The organism is Hymenobacter lucidus (assembly GCF_020447265.1).
GTDB lineage: Bacteria > Bacteroidota > Bacteroidia > Cytophagales > Hymenobacteraceae > Hymenobacter > Hymenobacter lucidus.
Map to the genome: position 1 here is coordinate 24,020 of NZ_JAJADR010000004.1, position 21,257 is coordinate 45,276.

Annotated in this window: 16 protein-coding genes; 10 read left to right on the plus strand and 6 right to left on the minus strand. The window is 60.4% G+C overall.

Translation table 11 applies throughout. The annotated features are described in order from the left end of the window. Positions 1-262: 262 nt before the first annotated feature. The 4 genes from LGH74_RS14240 (at position 263) to LGH74_RS14255 (ending at position 8,639) form a co-directional block, all read left to right on the plus strand. Entirely contained in the window at positions 263-2,014 is a 1,752-nt protein-coding gene (locus LGH74_RS14240; RefSeq protein ID WP_226176692.1) for an amino acid permease, read from the plus strand. 115 nt (positions 2,015-2,129) lie between these two features. Then, positions 2,130-6,983 carry an anti-phage protein ProA gene (proA, locus tag LGH74_RS14245; RefSeq protein ID WP_226176693.1) on the plus strand — a complete coding sequence of 1,618 codons (4,854 nt, stop codon included), beginning with the start codon at positions 2,130-2,132 and terminating at the stop codon, positions 6,981-6,983. A gap of 327 nt (positions 6,984-7,310) precedes the next feature. Next, a complete protein-coding gene (locus LGH74_RS14250) occupies positions 7,311-7,619 on the plus strand; it encodes a hypothetical protein (RefSeq protein ID WP_226176694.1) in 309 nt (102 codons plus the stop codon). 42 nt (positions 7,620-7,661) lie between these two features. After that, positions 7,662-8,639, plus strand: coding sequence for a lipid A deacylase LpxR family protein (locus tag LGH74_RS14255; protein WP_226176695.1), 978 nt, complete (start codon positions 7,662-7,664; stop codon positions 8,637-8,639). A 15-nt stretch (positions 8,640-8,654) separates the two neighbouring features. Here LGH74_RS14255 and LGH74_RS14260 read toward each other — a convergent pair whose 3' ends face one another. The 4 genes from LGH74_RS14260 to dusB form a co-directional block, all read right to left on the minus strand. Continuing rightward, complete coding sequence (locus tag LGH74_RS14260) at positions 8,655-9,416, minus strand: PorT family protein (protein WP_226176696.1); 762 nt, start codon at positions 9,414-9,416, stop codon at positions 8,655-8,657. A 107-nt stretch (positions 9,417-9,523) separates the two neighbouring features. Beyond that, entirely contained in the window at positions 9,524-10,489 is a 966-nt protein-coding gene (locus tag LGH74_RS14265; protein ID WP_226176697.1) for a DMT family transporter, read from the minus strand. Positions 10,490-10,721: 232 nt separating this feature from the next. Further along, positions 10,722-11,738 (minus strand): YCF48-related protein, encoded by a 1,017-nt coding sequence (locus LGH74_RS14270; RefSeq protein ID WP_226176698.1) that lies wholly within the window; start codon positions 11,736-11,738, stop codon positions 10,722-10,724. A gap of 457 nt (positions 11,739-12,195) precedes the next feature. Further along, positions 12,196-13,185 (minus strand): tRNA dihydrouridine synthase DusB, encoded by a 990-nt coding sequence (gene dusB / locus LGH74_RS14275; protein WP_226176699.1) that lies wholly within the window; start codon positions 13,183-13,185, stop codon positions 12,196-12,198. Between the two features lie 69 nt (positions 13,186-13,254). Here dusB and LGH74_RS14280 point away from each other — a divergent pair, with 69 nt between their 5' ends. From LGH74_RS14280 to LGH74_RS14305, 6 genes are all read left to right on the plus strand, one after another. Then, positions 13,255-14,307 carry a CPBP family intramembrane glutamic endopeptidase gene (locus LGH74_RS14280; protein ID WP_226176701.1) on the plus strand — a complete coding sequence of 351 codons (1,053 nt, stop codon included), beginning with the start codon at positions 13,255-13,257 and terminating at the stop codon, positions 14,305-14,307. A 109-nt stretch (positions 14,308-14,416) separates the two neighbouring features. Further along, positions 14,417-15,322: a phosphatidate cytidylyltransferase gene (locus LGH74_RS14285; RefSeq protein ID WP_226176703.1), complete on the plus strand. Its 906-nt coding sequence runs from the start codon at positions 14,417-14,419 to the stop codon at positions 15,320-15,322. A 258-nt stretch (positions 15,323-15,580) separates the two neighbouring features. Beyond that, on the plus strand, positions 15,581-16,867 hold the full coding sequence (locus tag LGH74_RS14290) for a Glu/Leu/Phe/Val family dehydrogenase (protein WP_226176705.1): 1,287 nt from the start codon (positions 15,581-15,583) through the stop codon (positions 16,865-16,867). Positions 16,868-17,146: 279 nt separating this feature from the next. After that, positions 17,147-17,833: a phosphatidylserine decarboxylase family protein gene (locus LGH74_RS14295; RefSeq protein WP_226176707.1), complete on the plus strand. Its 687-nt coding sequence runs from the start codon at positions 17,147-17,149 to the stop codon at positions 17,831-17,833. Positions 17,834-18,051: 218 nt separating this feature from the next. Beyond that, entirely contained in the window at positions 18,052-18,639 is a 588-nt protein-coding gene (locus tag LGH74_RS14300) for a TetR/AcrR family transcriptional regulator (RefSeq protein ID WP_226176709.1), read from the plus strand. A gap of 65 nt (positions 18,640-18,704) precedes the next feature. Then, positions 18,705-19,469: an SDR family NAD(P)-dependent oxidoreductase gene (locus LGH74_RS14305; protein WP_226176711.1), complete on the plus strand. Its 765-nt coding sequence runs from the start codon at positions 18,705-18,707 to the stop codon at positions 19,467-19,469. A 105-nt stretch (positions 19,470-19,574) separates the two neighbouring features. Here LGH74_RS14305 and LGH74_RS14310 read toward each other — a convergent pair whose 3' ends face one another. Together LGH74_RS14310 and ribD are read right to left on the minus strand one after the other, a co-directional pair. Then, positions 19,575-20,057: a GAF domain-containing protein gene (locus tag LGH74_RS14310; RefSeq protein WP_226176713.1), complete on the minus strand. Its 483-nt coding sequence runs from the start codon at positions 20,055-20,057 to the stop codon at positions 19,575-19,577. Positions 20,058-20,193: 136 nt separating this feature from the next. Continuing rightward, on the minus strand, positions 20,194-21,228 hold the full coding sequence (ribD, locus tag LGH74_RS14315) for a bifunctional diaminohydroxyphosphoribosylaminopyrimidine deaminase/5-amino-6-(5-phosphoribosylamino)uracil reductase RibD (protein ID WP_226176715.1): 1,035 nt from the start codon (positions 21,226-21,228) through the stop codon (positions 20,194-20,196). Positions 21,229-21,257: the final 29 nt, after the last annotated feature.

The window sequence follows — 21,257 nt, forward strand, 5'->3', positions numbered from 1 at the left end:
ACAGAAACCCTGCCGGAATGGAATATACAGCGACTAGCCTCCTGCCACAATAAGGTCTTTACTAATTAGAACACCAAGGCTAATGACAGTACTCGGCAGGTTGCGTGCCAGAGGGCCGGAGCAGATTTGCGAACCACTGAAAAAGGCCGGAATGGAGCCGTAATAACTTTAGAGTAGAAGCTAGGCCCGCCATTATACAAGCCCTGCCGCATTATTCTTTATCTTTTGGGCCTCAAATCCCCTGCTCTCTCACAACCCATAAATGAGTTCTTTCTCCAATCTGTTTCGCCGCAAGGACATCGGCGCTATTCTGCAAAACCCGCCGGCCGACGTAGAGGGCCACGCCCACGGTGGCCTGGAGCGTAACCTGACGGTGCGCGACCTTACCGCCCTGGGCATTGCCGCCGTTATCGGGGCTGGCATTTTCAGCACCATCGGCAATGCCTCCCACGACGGCGGCCCGGCCGTGTCGCTGCTGTTTGTCTTCACCGCCATTGCCTGCGCCTTTTCGGCCTTATGCTACGCGCAGTTTGCGGCTACCATTCCCATCAGCGGCTCGGCCTACACCTACGCCTATGCCTCTTTCGGGGAGCTCACGGCCTGGATTATTGGCTGGGCCCTCATCATGGAATATGCCGTGGGCAACATCGTGGTGGCCATTTCCTGGTCCGACTACTTTACCGGGCTCATGGAGGGCGTGGGGCTAAAAATACCGACCTACCTCACTATGGGCACCCAAAGCGCCTACAAGGGCTACCACGAAGTGCTGGAGCTGATGCTGGCCAACAAGCCCCTGGCCGACGTGGCCCCGGCTACGATGGAAGCCTACAAAACCTGGAACTCGGCCCCGGTGCTCTTCGGCGACTTCCACCTCGTCTGCGACCTGCCCGCCTTCCTCATCACCGTCCTGATTACGGCTGTGGTGTACGTGGGCATCAAGGAATCCAAAACGGCCAGCAACCTGCTTGTGCTGCTCAAGCTGATTGTGGTAGCGGTGGTTATTGCCGTGGGCGTGTTTTATGTGAATCCGGCCAACTGGAGCCCATTTGCTCCCAACGGTGTGGCCGGGGTGCTCAAGGGCGTGTCGGCGGTGTTCTTCGCCTACATCGGCTTCGATGCCATTTCGACCACGGCCGAGGAGTGCAAAAACCCTCAGCGCGACTTGCCTCGGGCCATGATTTACGCCCTCATTATCTGCACTGTGCTCTACGTCATTATCACGCTGGTACTCACCGGCATGGTATCGTATAAGGAGCTGGGTGTGGGCGACCCGCTGGCTTTCGTGTTCCAGAAAGTAGGCCTGCCCCAGCTGGCGGGCGTGGTAGCCGTGAGTGCCATTTTTGCCATGGCCTCGGTGCTGCTCGTGTTCCAGATCGGCCAGCCCCGCATCTGGATGAGCATGAGCCGCGACGGTCTGCTGCCCCCCATTTTCGCCCGGGTACACCCCAAGTTTCATACGCCTTCGTTCAGCACCATCGTCACGGGCTTCTTCGTGGGCGTGCCGGCCTTGCTGCTGAACATGGACTTGGTAATCGACCTGACCTCCATCGGTACTCTGTTTGCCTTTGCTCTGGTGTGCGGCGGCATCCTGATTATCGACCCGCACGGCACTTCCGATGCCCGCTTTAAGGTGCCCTACATCAACGGCCAGTTTTTGCTGCCCATCATTATGCTGGTCGGCATCGGGCTGCTCTTTCTCTATAACGGCGCCGCCGTGGGCGAAATGGGCCGTATCGTGGGCGGTGGCGATGGTGTCGAGGGCTTCAAGCACTACATTCCAATGCTGGTGTTTTTCGGCTTCTGCATCTACCTCACCATTGCCTCGGTGCGCCGCCGCCTCTCGCTGCTGCCCACCCTGGGCCTGCTCACCAACCTCTACCTGATGACCCAGCTGGGTATCAACAACTGGCTGCTGTTCTTCGGTTGGCTGGTGCTGGGTCTGGCTTTGTACTTTAACTACGGCTACAAGCACAGCAAGCTGAACGCCGGCAATACGGCCAATACGCCGCGCTAAAGACCGACAAAAAGTAGTGCGGGCTTTGTCCGGTGGAGCTGTAACCGAGTACTTTGGTTAGCTAAGCTCCCCGGGCAAAGCCCGCTTCGCGTTTACGACTATCCGATTCTGCTCTATGGAAATTACTCCGGTTTCGCCATCTGCCACCCTGCTTGCCCGCCTACACGCCTCCCGCGAGGAGCTGCTCGACCTGGGCCTGCGCAACCCGCTGCTGAACTTCCGGCCTTCCCCGGCCCGCGGCGTGGTCGTGACGCAGGAGCAGTCGGCGGCCGTGTATGAGGTGCTGGTACGCCAGGGCAAACCCATGTATTTCCTGGCTGCCCCCGAGGCGAAAAAGCTGGTGGCAACGCCGCTATTTGAGTCCGTAACTACTGCCGCCATTCTCCCCGAACCGTCTGGTTCTCTCCCGCCACTGTCGGACTCTGCGGCTCAAGTAGATGCGAGGGGGGAGGCACCCGAAACTGCGCAGCTCGAGGAAACCTCCAATCTGCTGCCGGGCCTTTCGGAAGCTGAGCGCCACAGCCTGCTCACCGATAACAAGCTGCAAACTGCCGAGCCTTTAGCTAAGCTCGAAGCCCGCTTGCTCAACACTTATTACACGGCCCGCACCAGTTTGGAAGAGCAGGGTGTAAACATCCTGTATCTGGCGCTGGGTCAGCTTACGTGGTATGAGGCCGAGAGCAGCCAGGAGCCGCGCCAAGCCCCACTGCTGCTGGTGCCCGTGCTGCTGGAGCGGGGCACAGCCGCCGAGCGGTTTAAGCTGCGCCATACCGGGGCTGAAATCGAGGGCAACCTGAGCTTGCAGGCCAAGCTGCGGGCCAGCTTCGGGGTGAGTCTGCCTCTGCCTGAGGTGGAGGAAGAGTTGCGCGTAGCCGACTACTTTGGAGCCGTAGCGCAGGCCGTGGCAGGCCTTGCGCGCTGGCAGGTAGCGCCCGACAGCATTGCTCTGGGCTTCTTTTCCTTCGGCAAGTTTCTGCTCTACCGCGACCTGGACCCGGCCACCTGGCCCATCGAAAACGGCCTACTGGAGCACCCCGCCATTGCTGCCCTGCTCGGCACCGATACCGGCTTCTCGGACGCGGCTCCTACCATCGGCGACACGGCTTTTCTCGACACCGAAAGCCCCGCGCAAGAGCTACACCAAGTGCTCGATGCCGATTCGTCGCAATTGCTGGCGTTGCTGGCCGTGCAGGAAGGCCGCAACCTCGTTATCCAGGGTCCGCCCGGCACGGGCAAGTCCCAGACCATTGCCAATTTGCTGGCCGAGGCCATTGGGGCGGGCAAGAAGGTGCTGTTTGTGGCCGAGAAGATGGCGGCTTTGGAAGTAGTGCAGCGCCGCCTCGAAAACCTGGGCCTGGGCGCGGCCTGCCTGGAATTGCACAGCCACAAAGCCAACAAAAAAGCCCTGCACGACGAGCTGAAGCAGACGCTCAGCCTGGGCCGCCCGGCCGCCGCCCCCGCCGTAGCCGACCAGATGGCCCAGCTGCCCCGCTACCGCCAAGCCCTGAACGACTACGCCCTGGCCGTGAATGCCCCTATCGGCCGCAGCCGCCTTACCGCCCAGCAGGTGGTGGGTGAGCTGCTGCGCCTGAACGAGGAACGCGGTGCGGTAGAGTTGCCCCGCCTGGCCATTACCCGGCTAGCCGACTGGACCGACGCCGACGCGGCTCATGCCGAAGCCCAGGCCGCCCGCTTGCAAGCCACGCTGCAGAAAATCGGCAAGCCGAAAAGCCTGCTCTTTTGGGGCAGTGAGCTGACCGTGCTGTTGCCTGCCGACCAGGAGGCCCTAACCCAGCGGCTGCGCGAAGCCCCAACCACCGTGGCTGCCCTGCAAGCCGCTGCCGACACCTTGGCCCACCTGCTCGGCCTGCCCGCTCCCCCCGAACGAGCCGCCGCCGAAGCCCTGCTGCCCGCCGCCCGCCACGCCCAGCTAGCCCCGCCGCTAGCCGGTATGGCCGTTGCCGATGCAGTCTGGAGCCATTCGGCCGGCCGCATTGGCGAGCTGCTAAACACCGGGACCAGCTACACGGCTTTGCACCAGCAATATGATGCCGTGCTGCTGCCCGAAGCCTGGAGCCAGCAGCTGCTGGCCGAGCGCGCGGCCGTGCTTTCTTACGGCGAGAAGTGGTGGAAATTTCTCAACGGCGACTACCGGCGGGCTAAAAAGCGGCTGCAAAGCCTTTGGCGCGGACCCTTGCCCGACGAGGCGTCAGCCATTTTACCTGTCATTGATGCCATCCACGAAGCCGGCCGCCACGCCCAGGCAGTGCAGGAAGCCGAGGCCTGGGCCGGCCGGCTGCTGGGCCCCGCCTGGCAAGGCCTGCGCTCCGACTGGCCCCAGCTGCGCAAAGCCACCGACTACCTTACCCTGACTCACCAGCGCGTAGCCCAGCGCCAGTTGCCCGCCGAATTGCTGCCCTACCTAAGCAACGCACCTAGTACGGCGGCAATAGGGGCTCCGCTGGCCGCTCTGGAAACAGCGCTGACTCGGCACCGCGCCGCCGTGCAGGCCGTAGCCGAGGCGTTACAGCTTAATGAAGCCCGCCGCTTTGGCCCCGAAGGCCGGCTGGAATTTCAACCTTTTACCACGCAACAGGAAATTCTAGCGGCTTGGCTGGCTGATGTGCCGGCCCTGCGCCTGACCACGGAATGGAACAACGTGGCCGCCGTAACGGCTGAAAACCTGCCCGAGCTGCTGCTGTTGGCCGAAACCTGGGAGCCGGCGGCCCACCACCTGGCCGCCGCCGTGCGCCAGACGTGGCTGGAGTTTCTGCAGAGGCAAGCCTACGCCCAGCACCCGGCGTTGCGGCAGTTTGAGCGGGCCAGTCACGAGGAAACGGCGGCGCGCTTCCGGGAAGCCGACGAAGACTCGCTCTACCACCGGGTGCGGGCTATGCAGCAGCATTTCAGTCAATTGCCCAATGCCCAGGCCAGCGGGCAGATGCTGCTGCTGCGCAACGAGTTTGCCAAGAAAACCCGCCATTTGCCTTTGCGCAAGCTTATGCAGCAGGCCGGCCGCGCCATCCAGGCCATCAAGCCCGTATTTATGATGTCGCCGCTGTCGGTGGCCAGCTACCTGCCGCCGGGTGCCGTCGAATTCGATTTGGTGGTGTTCGACGAAGCCTCGCAGGTGAAGCCCGTCGATGCACTGGGCGCCATTGCCCGCGGCCGGCAGCTGGTGGTAGTCGGCGACTCGAAGCAGCTGCCGCCCACTTCCTTTTTCGACTCCCTGACCGGGGCGGGGGAGGAGGCCGACGAGGAAAACGTGACGGCCGATATTCAAAGCATTCTGGAGCTGTGCAAGGCCCGGCAGATGCCCGAGCGGATGCTGCGCTGGCACTACCGCAGCTTGCATCAGTCGCTCATTGCCGCTTCCAACCACTTATTCTACGACGATAAGCTGGTCATTTTTCCGAGTCCTGGCGGGCAGGGACAAATGGGCTTGGTATACCACCACCTGCCCGGTACGCACTACGAGCGGGGCACCACCCGTACCAATCCGCTCGAAGCCGGAGCCGTGGCCCAGGCTGTGTTGCACCACGCCCGCACTACGCCCCGGCTCACGCTGGGCGTGGTGGCTTTTAGCATGGCCCAGCGTCAGGCCATTGAGGATGCGCTGGAAAAGCTGCGCCGCCAGCACCCCGAAACCGAGGAGTTTTTCAACCGCCACGCCCACGAGCCATTCTTCGTGAAAAACCTGGAAAACGTGCAGGGCGACGAGCGGGACGTGATTCTGATTAGCATCGGCTATGGCCGCACTAAGGATGGCTACCTGAGCATGAGCTTTGGCCCACTGAACGGGGAGGGCGGCGAGCGGCGGCTCAACGTACTCATTACCCGCGCCAAGCAGCGCTGCGAAGTCTTTACCAACCTCACCGCCGACGACCTCGACCTCACGCGTACCAAAGCCAAGGGCGTGGCGGCGCTCAAAACCTTCCTCAACTTCGCCCAGCGCGGAGTGCTCAACCAAAACCAGGAAACCAGCCGGGCCATGGAGTCGCCGTTTGAGGAAGCCGTGCACCGCGCCCTCACCGCCCGCGACTACCTCGTGCGCCCCCAGGTTGGCTCCCAGGGCTTCTACATCGACCTAGCTGTTGTGGACCCCGACCAGCCGGGGCGCTACGTGCTGGGCATTGAGTGCGACGGGGCCATGTACCACAGCGCCCGCTCGGCCCGCGACCGGGACAGGCTGCGCCAGCAGGTGCTCGAAAACGTGGGCTGGAAACTGCACCGCATCTGGAGCACCGACTGGTTTCGGGACCCGCAGCGCGAAACCGAGCGGGCGGTGCAGGCCATTGAAGAAGCCCGCCGCCTTGCTGCTCTCGATGAGACTGAGGAAGTGGAAGAAGCAGTGGAAACGGTGGAAATGCCGGCCGGTATCACGCGGGAAGACGCTCCGAGCGGCCCGGTAGCCTTGGCCGAGCCGTACCAATTGGCTCAGCTGCCCGCCGCCGCCCGGCAGCAGGAAGTGCATCAGCACCCAATGGGGCGGCTGGCGGGCTGGGTAGCGCAGGTGGTGGCCATCGAAAGCCCGGTGCATATTGATGAGGTGACGCGCCGCATTGCCTTGGCGACTGGTGCCACGCAGGTGGGGGTGCGCATCCGCAAAAGCGTGGCCGATGCCGTGCGGCTGGCCGGCAACCTGCGCCACATTCGGCCGGAAGGTGCGTTTCTGTGGGCGCCGACGATGACGGCCGCCACCGTGCCGCTGCGCGACCGAAGCACCCTGCCGGCTGCCTCGCGCAAGCTGCATTTTGTGGCCCCCGAGGAAGTAGCCAAAGCCATTCTGACCATCGTGCAGCACAGCTTTGCCCTGGAACGGGCTGCCGTGGTGCTACCCACGGCCCGGCTGCTGGGCTTTGCCCGGCCCGGCGAGGAAATGCGTCAGCAGATCGACGCGGCTGTGCAGGCGCTGGTGGAGCAAGGCGCCGTGCTGGAAACCAACGGAGTGCTGCAGCCAGTAGGGTAAGAAGATGCCGCCCGAACTCACTGCTGAACAGCTGCTGGCTGCCAGCGAAACTCTATTCGTGACCTTCCGGCTGGCCGGCTCCGTACCGGCGCGGGTGTTTCGGGAGCTGCACCGGTAGCGGCAGGTAACCCAGGAAACAGCCCGTACTTTAACTGATGCTGCCGCTTTTTCAGCCGCGCGTCGGCGGGCAGAAAAGACGTTTTTTGCGGGCTTTGATACTTTGTTGGATGCAGCCAGCGTGGGGCCGATGTGGCTGGAGAAGGAGAAAATAGCCGACATCGTGGCCGCCGAGCTGCTGGTGCTGGAGAAGTTTGGGTTTCAAGTGTTGTGTTTCGCACTGCTGCCCGCCGGCAAGTGCATGCCGTGCTGCACTTGCCGGCGGGCAGCAGCGTCTCATTTTACAACGCTCTGCAACTGCTGCACCAGCGCACTACCGCGCAGCGTCGGCGAGTATTACGGGCCGCGCTGCCGTGGGAAGCCGATTTCTGGCAAACCGGCAGTTACGACTACGTCGTACATGATGCCGCCGAGCTGCTGCGCCTCGTGGCCTATGTGCGCGGCAACGCCGAACGGTGCGGCAAAACCGGCCGCTGGCTCAACTGGCCCTATTGCTACCTAGCCCCGGCTTTTGCCTGATGGCTAGCGAAGATGGCTGCAACAAAACGATACCCAAGCCTCATGCTACGTCTTCCGCTGGCCGTTTTCCTCCTGCTACAGCTCCTGCAACTCAGCTCTGCGGCCGCCCAAACTGCCGACAGCCTCAGTACCGACCGGCTCATCAGCTACACTTTCGCCAACGACGCCTTTTTTCGTACCGATTACTATTTCACCCAGGGCATGACGCTGAACGTGGTGCTGCCGGTATTTAGTAAGTCGCCGGTGAATAGGCTGCTGCTGCCGGGCCCAGCCGGCAGCGTACTTCACCACGGCGTGAAGCTGTTCTACGACGGCTTTACGCCCCTGCGCATCCAGGACGACACCATCCGGCGCGGCGACCGGCCCTACGCGTCCTACATCTACGCCACGCTCTACCGCACTGCCACCAGTGCCGCCCGCCACCGCCGCCTAACTTCGGGGCTGAGTCTGGGCTTTATCGGGCCGGCAGCCGGGGCCAAAGGCTTCCAGACCAAGGTGCACGAGCTCATCGACGCCCCCACGCCCCGCGGCTGGGACTACCAGATTCGCAACGACTTGGTGCTGGGCTACGAGGCCACGTTGGAGCAGCGGCTGGCTGCCGTCGGCAAAGTCGGGGAGCTGATCGGGCAGGCCCAGGCTGCCGTGGGCACACTCAACACGTTTGCCGGTACTGGTCTGCTGCTGCGCGTGGGCAAAATGAACCCGTATTTCCAGAATCTGGGGCTGGCCTCGCGGGCCAACCGGGCCGGCTTGCAGCAGTTGCAGCTGTATGCCACCGGGCAGGCCGAGGCGCGGGTGGTGGGCTATAACGCCACTATGCAGGGCGGACTTTTCAACCGCCGCAACCCTTACACGCTACCGGCCTCGGCTATAAAGCGCGTCGTGGCTCAGGGTACTGCCAGCGTCGTGGCCGCGTATGGCGGCGTGAGCTTCCGCACCTCGGCCACCTGGATTACGCCCGAGTTCCGGGGTAGCCGCTCACACGCCTGGGTGCAGTTTGGGCTGGGCATGGCGTTGTAGGCGGGGGCAGGTTACTTAAAAAAAGTAGGTGCCCGTCAGCTGCGCCATCCGGTTGTAGCCGCTCTGCTCGTCGTAGCCTTCTGCATTGCTGTAGTAGAGGTTTACGAGCCCAAGGCCGATGCCCGCCTGCACCTGGAACGGGCCGCGCCGGTAGCCCACTCCCGCGTTGAAGCCGGCATCAAAACGCCGCGAGTAGAACTCCCGGATAGATAAACCGCCACCGCCGGCCGGGGTATTGTCCAGACCGTAGGTGATTTCGGCCTTGAAGCGAGTGGGCGGCACCGTGCCCTGGCTGGGGTCGGTGGTAGTATTGTCGATAACGGTTTTGACCTGCCCGCCTACGCCTACCGCCGCATAGGGGCCGGCAAAGAGCTGCAGGCCCGTGGTGCCCGGCAGGGTATATACTACGTTCAGGGGCAGCTCCAGCCAGTGGTAGCGGGCCTTGCTGTGGCCTTCCCGCCGGACTTCGTAACCCGAAGTCCCATCGACAATGGTCGTCACCCCGTCGATATCCGTGCCCTTCTGCGAAAACACCAGGGCCGGCTGAAACGCAACATTGCCGCGGGCCACTTCCATCACCACGCCTAGTTGCCCCGCAAAAACCGGCGACTTGCTGTAGGTTCCGGAGGCATTGGCTACGGCATATTGCTGCGGGCCTTTTTCGGTGGTAGTAGCCAGGTTGCCGCCCACCCGCACCCCGAAGCGGTAGGTCGTTTGGGCCGAGGCAGTGGTGGCGGTAAATAAGAAAGCTGCCAGAATAGCGGAAGACTTGCGCATAATGGAAGATGCTGGAAAATAAGGCGACGCTTACGAGGTAAATCCTGCTCGTTTGCTGAATAGAGCACGAAAGCTAAACCATATGTTGCAAAGCCGGAAGCTTGCCTTTACCGGGCCCGGTGAATAATAGCCACACTAATCAGAATAATAACCATGCCCAGCAGGTGCCAGAGGTTGAAGGCCTCACCATCGAGCACGCCCCAGGCCAGAGCCATGATGGGCACGATATAGGTGTTGGAAGCCGCGAAAAGCGCCGTCGACTGCTGAATAAGCTTGTTGAAGAGCACCATGGCCACGGCCGTGCTCATCGTAGCCAGCAGAGTGATGTAGCCAAAGGCCGTCCAGGCGCCGGGCACGTGCTGGAGCTTGTAGAGAAACCCGGTTCCCAACAGCAGATACAGCACTGCCGGCACCCCGATGTAGAGCAGCAGCAGCCCCGTAACGGCCAGCGGCGGAATACCGTGCAGCCGGTTTTTAATGACGTTCACGCTTACCCCGTAGCCCGCCGTAGCCAGCACGATGTAGAGGCCGTACCAAGCGTTGCCTTCGCCACTGGGCGTGGCCGCGCCGCCGCTGCCGCCCAGCAGCATCAGCACCACCGTGCCCACCAGCCCCAGCACGATGCCCAGCACCCGGAGCGGCGTGAGCTTCTGCCCGAAAAACAGCGCCCCCACCAGCAACGTGAAGACGGCCGTCAGCGCATTGAGGACCCCAGCCAGGCCCGAGGCCAGCTTGGTTTCGGCGTAGGCAAAGAGGAAGGCCGGAATCAGGGTGCCCACCACGCCGCTGAGCACCAGCCACTTCACGCGGCCCCGCTCCAGCTGCGGCAGGTGCTTCAGGGCGAAGGGCAGCAGCAGCAGGGCCGCTACCGTCACGCGCGTGGCCCCCAGCTCCATAGCCGAAAATACCACCAGGCCCTTCTTCATCAGAATAAACGATGTGCCCCAGATGGTTGCCAGCGTGAAAAGCAGTACCCAGGCCGAAGCCGGCGTGCGGTGGGGCGGGGGTGAGGCTACCGGCGCAGCTTCGGGGGCAATGGTAACGGCGGGGGCGGGCGGGTTAGTAGAAGGCATTTGGGGCGGGGGCTGACCAGGGGCAATACCCCAGTAGATTGGCAACAGCTAGCTTGGATAGACCACCGCTGGAAACCAGTGTTGCGTGGAGGTCAGAGAAAATAGGAATGCCGCAAAGATACAGGATTGGGAAAGCGCACCGTTTCCGCATTTCAGCCTGGGGTGATAGAAAGAAAGCCCCGGTCGATAGTCGACCGGGGCTTTTTAAAGTCTGTAGGTTAACCACGGCTAATTACGGGGCAGTCAGCACCACCCGCTGAGTTAGCACTTGGTTGCCGCTGGCGCATTGCAGCACGTAGAGGCCTGGCGCAGTAGTGGTCAAGTCGAGCGTGGTGGCCTGAGCGGGCAGTGTGTACGGGCCGTGCCGACGGCCGGTAGCATCGAGCAGCGTGATGGTGCGAACTTGGGGCTGGGCTTCGAAATACAGCCGGCCTGCGCTGGGATTGGGCCAAGCCAACTGTGCCGCCACCGGCTTGGCGGCGGCGGTACTGAGTGGCAGGCCGGTGGCCTTGAGGATGTTACCCGTCGCCCTGTCAACCGAATATATTCGAGAAGGGGAGCCGGCGGCCGAGCTGCTATGAACGTACGTGTTTTCCAACGTTTGCCAGGTAGCGCCGTTGTCGGTCGTAATAGCGCTACCCGGAACGTCCTGATATAGTCCGCGCATGCCGCGGGCAATGTAGGTGCCCGTGGTGCCGGGTATGGCCGTCAGGCCCCAGCGTACCGGGGTGTTGCCCGTCGTTGGGATACGCTGCCAGGTAGCGCCCCCATCGGTGGTGCGCGCTACATTGCCATAGTACTCATTCATTGCCAGGCCGTTATTTTCGTCCAGAAAGGCCGCCGACGTCTTCATCTTCTCCAAAGGAAAACTCGGTGAGCTCCAGGTCAACCCTGCGTCGGTGGTGCGTAACAATTGCCCTTTTTCCGAAACCAGCCAGGCGGAAGACCCGACCAGCGCGGATTCCGTCAAAATATCGTTCGATTCTCGGGGCAGGGTATTGCTAACCAGCGTCCAGGTTGCACCGGCGTCGGTAGTCCGGTAAATTTTCCAGGTAGTAGCGGCTGCCGTCCCTGGGCCCAGGTAAATACCGGTAGTGGGGCTGAAAAAACGAATTTTAGCAATGCCGATTGGTGGGGTAGATACGGCTATAAAGCCATTGATACCCGTGGTAGTACGCTGTAGCGTAAATACTGAGTTTGCCAGCTGTATCATCCACATGCGCTGATTATCCAGAGCCCAAAAGTCCATAATGGTATTATTGGAGTTAGAAATGAACTTGGATTGCCAGCTGCTGCCCCCGTCAGGCGAATAATAGATAAAGGAGGTTTCGTTGCCCTGGCCGTAGGTGGTGACATTGGTAAATACAAGGCCGTTAGCGTCAAGCAGCCGTAAGGGAGATAGAGTGGAGCTGTATTGAAAGTAGGAGGAGGGTGGTGAGCTAGCTTGAACCACCCAAGGGCCTTGTGCCTGAGCTAGCTGGGCCAGCCCCGCCAAGTAGAAGAAACCTGCGCCACGCAATAATCGCCGAATGGTAGAAGAATAGGACATGGGTTGCTTTTCGTTTAAATATAGACAGCGGTTTATAACTAAATGTATACATGAAAAGCAATAACCCAGGCAACTCTGAAGGAAAAGAGTTGCCTGGGTTATCAGTACTATTTAAACGAATTGGTCTGGGAGTCAGTCCATGATAAGTTATTGGTGATTAGCCAACTAATGCAGGCTCGGCGGCGGCTATTTCCTCCAGGATGCTGAGCACTTCCTCCACCGAATCGGTTTCCACGAGGCGCATGCGCCACTGCTTGGCCCCTTCCAGCCCCCGGAAATACTGAGCGTAGTGGCGGCGCATTTCAAAGATGCCCACCCGCTGGCCTTTCCACTCAATGCTTTTCTCGAAGTGCATGCGGCACATAGCTACCCGCTCCTCCACGGTAGGCGCGGCCAGCTTTTCGCCGGTCGCCACGAAGTGCTTGATTTCGCGGAAAATCCAGGGGTAGCCAATGCTGGCTCGCCCAATCATGATACCGTCCACGCCATAGCGGTTTTTGTACTCCACCGCCTTTTCCGGCGAGTCGATGTCGCCGTTGCCGAAAATCGGGATTTTAATGCGGGGGTTTTCCTTGATTTTGGCAATCAGGCGCCAGTCGGCGTCGCCCTTATACATCTGCACCCGGGTGCGGCCGTGCACGGTGAGGGCCTCAATACCAATATCCTGGAGCCGCTCGGCTACTTCCTCCACGTTCAGGGTGCTGTCGTCCCAGCCCAGGCGGGTTTTCACCGTCACGGGCAGGTGAGTGGCTTTCACCACGGCCGAGGTCATTTCCACCATTTTCGGAATGTCGCGCAGCAGCGCGGCACCCGCGCCCCGGCAGGCCACCTGCTTCACCGGGCAGCCGTAGTTGATGTCGATAAGGTCGGGGCCAGCCAGGGTGCTGATGCGGGCACACTCGCCCATCGTTTCCACGTCGGAGCCGAAGAGCTGAATGCCGATGGGCCGCTCGTAGTCGAACACGTCGAGCTTCTTGCGGCTTTTGGCAGCATCCCGAATCAGGCCTTCCGAGGAAATAAACTCGGTGTACATCAAATCGGCCCCGTTGGCCTTGCACACGGCCCGGAATGGCGGATCAGAGACGTCCTCCATGGGAGCAAGCAGCAATGGGAAATCAGGCAGGACAAGGTCGCGGATGTGTACCACAGGAAAAGCTATTACAGGAATTTGCGCAAATTTACGACTCTTCCAAGTTTCCGTAACCGCCTGCCCCCTATGAAAGGTTTCGTGTCCAGCCGTTTGCACCCGTTTGTGAACCTGCTGCTGCTGCTGGTCCTGGCGTTGGCTACCTTTTGCGTGGCCGGTTTCCTGACGGCCGTCTTCAGCAATCTGTTCTTCGGCATTGGCCTCAAAGAGATGGGCAACGTGGCTCAAAACCCGCAGGCCTACCCCCAGGGTTGGGGTGTGCTGATGCTCAGCCAGGGCATGACGCTCTTCATCATGCTGGCCGGGGCCGCCCTGAGTCTGGTGTGGCTCACGGGCCGCTCGTGGCGCGAGTATTTCGCTCCGCGTTGGCCCATATCGGTGGTTTGGCCGGTAGCGGCGGCGGCGCTTATTATTCTGAGTCTGCCCTTTATGGCCTCGCTCATCGAGTGGAATGCCAATTTCCACGTACCCGAAATGCTAAAGCGCTTCACTTGGCTGCCCGAATTTGGCGACTGGGCCAAGGCTAAGGAAGAAGAGCTAAAAGGCCTGACGGCGTATCTGACGCGCTTCAACTCCCCGGCCCGGCTGGCGGTGGGCCTGCTGGTAATTGCCGTGGTGCCGGCCATCAGCGAGGAGCTGTTTTTTCGGGGCGTAATTCAGCGCAATCTGGTTGATTGGTTTAAGTCGCGGCACGTAGGCGTGTTTCTGGCCGCCGCTATTTTCAGCGCCATTCACATGCAGTTTCTGGGCTTCGTGCCACGCTTCGTACTGGGCCTCATTCTGGGCTACCTTTACGAATGGAGCGGCAATATTCTGGTACCTATAGCCGCGCATTTCACCCAGAATGCCTTTCAGCTGGTGCTCCTCTACGTGCAGCAGCACCAGTGGACCGGCCCCGAATTCAACCCCGACTCCACCGAGAGCATGCCCTGGTACCTGGTGCTGCTCTCCATGCTTTTCACCGGGGCCATCCTGTATTTTCTCTACCAGCGCCGCCAGCCCGAAGCTCCCACCGAGATGCACACGCTCAGCAGCGGCGGCGTAGCCGTGGCCTCCACCGAAACCGCGCCCACCGAAACCCGTACCCTCGGCAGCAAAGGCGTAGAGGCTGACAACCACTAGCGCCGCGCCCGTTTTATCTCCCGTCTCCGAATTCTTCCTTCCGTTGTCAGAGCCCTCACCCTCGCCCACTATTGCCCCCGAAGCTGCGCCTGCCGACGGTAAAAAGCCTATGTCCAACCTCGCTCAGCGCGTCATCTTCGGCGTTATCGGGGCCGTGCTGCTGCTAGGCTCGGTGTGGTTCAGCGCTTGGTCGTTTGCGCTGTTTTTCGCGGCCGTGCAGATGCGGATGCTGTGGGAATTCTACCGCATGATGCGGGAAGCCGGCTACAAACCCGCCGCCTTGTTGGGCGGGGCCATTAGCCTGCTCATTTTTATTGGTATCTACTTGCTGAGCAGCACGCCTACTATGTATCCGCTGGTGCCCGGTTCCAGCACCGTGTATCCGCCGCTGCAGGAAACCTTCGGCAGCTCTGCCCTTAGAATTATCAGCCCGGCTTTGCTGGCCCTGGGCTTGCTGCTGCCCACCATTCTGATCATGCGGGAAATGGCGGCCTGGCCCCGCGAAAACCAGGCATTTTCTCCTTTTGCCAACGTTGGTGTCGCTTTGCTGGGCCTGTTCTACGTGAGCCTGCCCATGAGCCTGTTGAGCGTGGTGGCCTTCACTGCCAGCGGCTACGACTACCGCCGCATCTTCGCTCTGCTCTTCCTGGTCTGGTGTTCCGATATCGGGGCCTATGCCGCCGGCAAAACCTTTGGCAAGCACAAGCTTGCCCCCAAAATCTCGCCCGGCAAAACCTGGGAAGGTGCCATCGGCGGCTTTCTGCTCACGCTCGTCATGGGCTGGGCCTTGGGCTTCTGGCTTACCGATATTCCGCTCGCCTACCGCCTCGTAGCGGCCGGCGCGGTAGCCGTTTTCGGCCCCCTCGGCGACTTGGCCGAGTCCATGCTCAAGCGCAGCGTGGGCGTCAAAGACTCCGGCCGCATCATGCCCGGCCACGGCGGCCTCCTCGACCGGTTCGACGCCTTTCTGTTTATCCTACCCGTGCTGGCTTTGCTGCAGTTGCTCTTCGGCTAAATTCAGGTCGGCCATAAACCCAGCAGCACGTCAATCCATCGGCATGTTGTGCTGAGCTTGTCGAAACATCCCGCATGCTGACGTTCTGCTGCTGTAGCAAGCTTCTGTCGGACAAAGCAGCATCCGGCAGAGTTTTTCCTGCGTATGGCATAATCTAGTACCTTTGGCCCCGCAAATCCGGCGCACCGTTCCGGCTTCCCACCGCTGACGGCCGTCGTTTCTTTTTCTTCCCCACCCACTCATCTTACCTCTTCCCGTATGGCTGCCACCACGGTGTACAAAGAGCCGGCCCCAATCGTGGACCGCGAAAATCCCCTCGAATCAATGATGTCGCGCTTCAATATCGCGGCAGAAATTCTGGGCCTCGACGATTCAACGTATAACGTCCTCAAAGCGCCCGACAAGCAGGTTATCGTCAGCATTCCGGTGACGATGGACAACGGCACGGTGCGCGTATTCGAAGGCTACCGCGTGGTGCACAACACCATTCTGGGTCCTTCAAAAGGCGGTATCCGCTACGACATGAACGTGCACATCGACGAAGTAAAGGCCCTGGCGGCCTGGATGACGTGGAAGTGCGCCGTGGTTGACATTCCCTACGGCGGTGCTAAGGGTGGTATCATCTGCGACCCTACTAGCATGAGTGCCGGTGAGCTGGAGCGCATGACGCGCGGCTACACCCTGGCCATGAAGGACGTATTCGGCCCCGACCGCGACATTCCGGCTCCCGACATGGGCACCGGCCCCCGCGAAATGGCTTGGCTGATGGACGAATTCAGCAAAACTGTGGGTGCTACCTCGCCCGCCGTCGTTACCGGCAAGCCGTTGGTAATGGGTGGCTCGCTGGGCCGCACCGAGGCTACCGGCCGCGGCGTAATGGTATCGGCGCTGGCTGCCATGAGCAAGCTGGGCATGAAGCCCGAAGAGTCGTCGGCCGTGGTGCAGGGCTTTGGCAACGTAGGCTCGTGGGCTGCCAAGCTGCTGGCTGAGAAAGGTGTGAAAATTAAGGGCGTATCCGACATCAGCGGCGCCTACTGGAACGACAACGGCATCAACATCGATGAGGCCATTGCCTACAAAAACGTGCACAACGGCCGCCTCGAAGGCTACACCGGCGCTACCCTCATGAACGCCGATGAGCTCCTGCTCGCCGACGTCGACGTGCTGGTGCCCGCCGCCGTAGAAGACGTTATTACTGAGCATAACGCCCACGACATCAAAGCCAAGCTGATCGTAGAAGGTGCCAATGGCCCCACTTCGGCTTCCGCCGACCCGATCATCAACGAGAAAGGCATCATGGTGGTGCCCGACATCCTGGCCAACTCCGGCGGTGTTACGGTTTCCTACTTTGAGTGGGTGCAGAACCGCCTGGGCTACAAGTGGAGCGAAGACATGGTGATTGAGCGCGCCGAGCGCATCATGACCGATGCCTTCGAGAAAGTGTATGCCACTTCGCAGAAGTACAAAGTGCCCATGCGCATTGCGGCCTACATCGTCGCCATCGACAAAGTAGCCCAGACCTACAAATTCCGCGGCGGCTTCTAAGAAGTAAGATAGTGAGCTGTTGAAATGGTCAGTTTTCGTTTGGCCAGTACGGTTTTTGCCGCTTGCGCGAATTGAACAGCAACTCTCCATTTCACCAACTCATTATCTTACCACTCAGATATTTTGCTTTCGGATAGCCCGGGCCTGCTGGCTCGGGCTATCTTTGTGTAGCTTGACACGTAAAGGCTTAGCCGGAGCTCATCTGTTTGCCGGCTTCTGTTTTTGACAAAGCGCCTAGAATAGCCCAACTGCCTGCTGCTCAGCGCTAATCTGTGATATATGAAGATTCATAAAGAAGGACGACGCATACTATTCTTCACTTTGCTGGCCTTGTTGGCTATCAATCTGCTGCTGTTTCAGTTCAATGCGCGCGCCGAAACCTTCAACCTGATTTTTGTCGGGGCCTCCGTCATTGCGTTTTTGTTGCTGCTGCAATTCTTCCGCAGCCCCTTCCGCAACCTGCTCACCCACGAAGATCTGCTCATCGCGCCCGCCGACGGCAAGGTGGTAGTAATCGAGGACGTACACGAGCCGGAGTACTTCGATGATGTGCGCAAGCAGATCAGCATCTTCATGTCGCCGATTAACGTGCACATTACCCGTAACCCGATTTCGGGCATCGTGCGCTACTTCAAGTACCATCCCGGCAACTACCTGGTGGCCTGGCACCCCAAGAGCAGCACCAAAAACGAGCGGACGACGGTAGTAGTGCAGTCGGAAGCCGGCCCCATGGTGCTCTTCCGCCAGATTGCCGGGGCTATGGCCCGCCGTATTGTGTGGTATGTAAACGAGGGCGACGAGGTAAGCCAGGGCGAGGAGTTCGGCTTCATCAAGTTCGGCTCCCGCGTCGATTTGTTCGTGCCCGTCGATACCGAAGTGAAAGTGCAGATCGGGGAGAAGGTGAAAGGCGGCCAGACGGTTATTGCCCAGCTCAAAACCACGAATCCTTCGCTGTTCGGCAACTAAAGCTTGCCCCGTTAGCATCCTCACAGTAATGTAGTATCAATACGGAAAGCCCGCCCTACTCAGGCGGGCTTTCTGCGTTTTGGCGTAGCCAGCAACGGTATGCCCCGCTGCATCCCGTTACCAGTTCTAAGTTATAGCACGGAGAAAAATAAAAATAACTTTATATTTGACTGATCGTTCAATTACCTATCTTCGTCCCATTCTTACTACAAAACCCAATGGCCCGCCCCGCCAAATACGACCGTGAAACGATGTTGCAACGCGCCCTGGACCTATTCTGGACCAAGGGCTACGAGGCTACGTCGGTGCAGAATCTGCTCACCGGGCTCGACATTCACCGCGGCACCCTCTACGACTCGTTCGGTGACAAGCACACGCTGTACCTGGAGGTGCTGGCCTATTATGAGGACAAAGTAGGCAAGCCGCTGCTGGCCCTGCTCTGGCAGCCCGGTTCCAAGAAAGTCGCTATTGAGCAGTTGTTCGCCACCCTGGTCCGCAACTTTGGGCAGGATACCGGCCGCCGGGGCTGCCTGGTGACCAACGCGGCCATGGAGCTGGCCCTGAGCGACGCAGAAGTAGCGGCCCGGGTGGGCTTCAACCAGCAGCGCTTTGCCGACGGATTTTTACAAGCCCTTCAGCAGGCCGTGGCTGATGGCGACCTAGCGCCCCGCACGCCCGAACAGCTACAGACGCTGGCTCTGTTTCTGCTCACTACCCTGCAGGGCCTGCGGGTGCTGGCCCGCACCCACACCCACTTTGCCGAGCTCCAGCAGGTCGCAAATTTAGCCTTAGCCGCTCTCGATTAATTTTTTTGCCTTGTTTTTGACCATTCGGTCAAATTTGTTTTCTCACTTTTTTATTCTCAGTTTCAATGGAAAATTCTTCAAACTCCGTCCAACCTCTAGCCGGTAAAGTTGCCGTCGTTACGGGTGCTTCCCGCGGTATTGGCCACGCCATTGCCCAGCGCCTCAGCAAAGACGGCGCGACAATCGTCGTCAACTACGCTCAGAATAGGGCCAAGGCCGAGGAACTGGTGGCAACTTTGGCGGCCAACGGTGGCCAGGCCATAGCCGTGCAGGCCGACCTGGGCAACCTAGCCGACGTGCGCCGCCTATTCGAGCAGACCCAGGCGCAGTTTGGCCGCCTAGATATTCTGGTCAACAATGCCGGTATTGGTGGGGAGCCGGCTTTCGGGGAAATGGATGCGGAGCGCTACGCCGCCATTTTCGACGTGAATGTGCGGGGTGTGCTGTTTGCGGCGCAGGAAGCGGCCCAGCGGTTTGGAGCTGATGGGGGCCGAATTATCAACCTTTCGTCGGTGCTGGGCAACCGGCCGTCGGCTTTTGGCGTGGCTTACGGAGCTACTAAAGCGGCTGTGGATTCCATTACCAAGAGCTTGGCGGTATTACTGGGCCCCAAAGGTATTCGGGTGAATGCCGTGGCACCGGGCCTGACCGTGACGGACATGGGCACGGCCATGCCCGCGGCCATTCAGGAGCACGTGGCGCGTACTACTGCTCTGGGCCGGATGGGTGAGGCTGAGGAAATTGCGGATGTGGTGGCTTTTCTGGCCGGGGATTCGTCGCGCTGGATAACGGGTCAGACCGTGTATGCCGACGGCGGCAACTGGAGTTAAGCGCTTGACTTAAAGCTGCTGGAAACCATTTAGAGACCATCTGAAAAAAAGCAAGGCTGCTTCTCAACCTGGGAAGCAGCCTTGCTTTTTTCAGATGGTTGAACGCTAAAACCAGCCGGCGGCCTGCTGCATAAGCTGTTCCAAGGCCGCCTGGTCGTCGTGGTCGAAGTCGTTAAGCTGGTCACTGTCGACGTCGAGTACAGCTACTACCTGGCCGTCTTTGAAGATGGGAACTACGATTTCGGACTTGGACTCGGAGCTGCAGGCAATGTGGCCGGGAAACTGCTCCACGTCGGGCACGAGCAGGGTTTGGGCCTGAGCCCAGCTACTGCCGCACACGCCTTTGCCCTTGCGGATGCGGGTGCAGGCAATAGGGCCCTGGAACGGGCCCAGCACCAACTCATCGTTTTTTATGAGGTAAAAGCCGACCCAGAAAAAGCCGAATGCCTGGCGCAGGGCCGCAGCGGTGTTGGCCAGATTGGCCACCAAATCGGGCTCACCGGTAGTCAGGGCTTCAATCTGGGGAAGAAGCTGCCGGTATTTTTCGGCTTTGGTAAGTGTGGTATCAAGGATGAGTTCTTCAGCCATGAGAAGGGAAATAATGAAGTGGTGATTTTTTCGTTCAGGCGGCGTGGGTTGCGCGGTTGAAACAGATGAGACAGGGAAAAGGATGTGGAACGTTCCGCTGCCGCAATTCACGCGGATAGAACGACAAATTCCTATTTCACCGATTGTAGTATACAAATACGTCGTCGTCGCCGAGGGTGAGTTGCTCGTGCAGGCCGGAGAGGCCATGTTTAGGAGCTGCAATGCCGCCGCCAAGTTTCTGGCGACTTCGGATAATGCGCATTTCGTCCCAGAGTCCATCGCGCAGCAGGGAGTTGAGCACCGTGGGCCCGCCTTCGACCAATACCGACTGCACCTGGCGCTGGTAGAGGTTGTTGAAGAGCTGCGGAAACAGGTCGTCGGCCTCCGAAAGCGTGATGTAGCCCACATTATCCTTGGTGGCCCGCTCCCGATAGGTATACACTAGCGTCGGCTGCTGTCCGTCGAATAAGTGGTGAGTGGGCGGCAAGCTGAGGTTTTTGTCGATGACGACACGAATTGGATTCTGGCCCGGCCATTCGCGGGCGTTGAGGCGGGGGTTGTCGTGTAGCGCCGTGCGGGTGCCGACGAGAATGGCCTGCTCCTCGGTGCGCCACTGGTGCACGGCGGCCTGCGCCAGCGGCCCGCTGATGCGCACCGGCTGAAAATAGGGCCCGGCCAAGTAGCCGTCGGCAGTTTCGGCCCATTTCAGCACTACGTAGGGCCTCTGCTTTTCCTGAAACGTGAAGAAACGTCGGTTCAGCCAGCGGCCTTCTTCTTCCAATACACCCGTTTCAACGTGAATCCCGGCGGCCCGCAGCTTGTCGAGGCCCCGGCCGGCTACCAGCGGGTTCGGGTCGAGGTTGCAGACTACGACTTCCTTCACGCCCTTGGCAATGAGCAAATCGGCGCAGGGTGGGGTTTTGCCGAAGTGGGAGCAGGGCTCCAGTGTGACGTAGACGCGGGCCTGGCTGAGCAGGCGCTGGTCGGCTACCGAGGCCAGGGCGTTTACTTCGGCGTGGGGGCCACCGTACTGGCGGTGCCAGCCTTCCCCGATGATGTGGCCCTCGTGCGTCACCACGCAGCCAACTAAGGGGTTGGGGCGGGCGTAGCCGGTGCCGAGGCGGGCCAGGTCCAGCGCCCGGCGCATCATTAAGGTGTCAAAGTCGGTCATGGGTGGGTTAGAGCGTAGCTTTGCAGTAC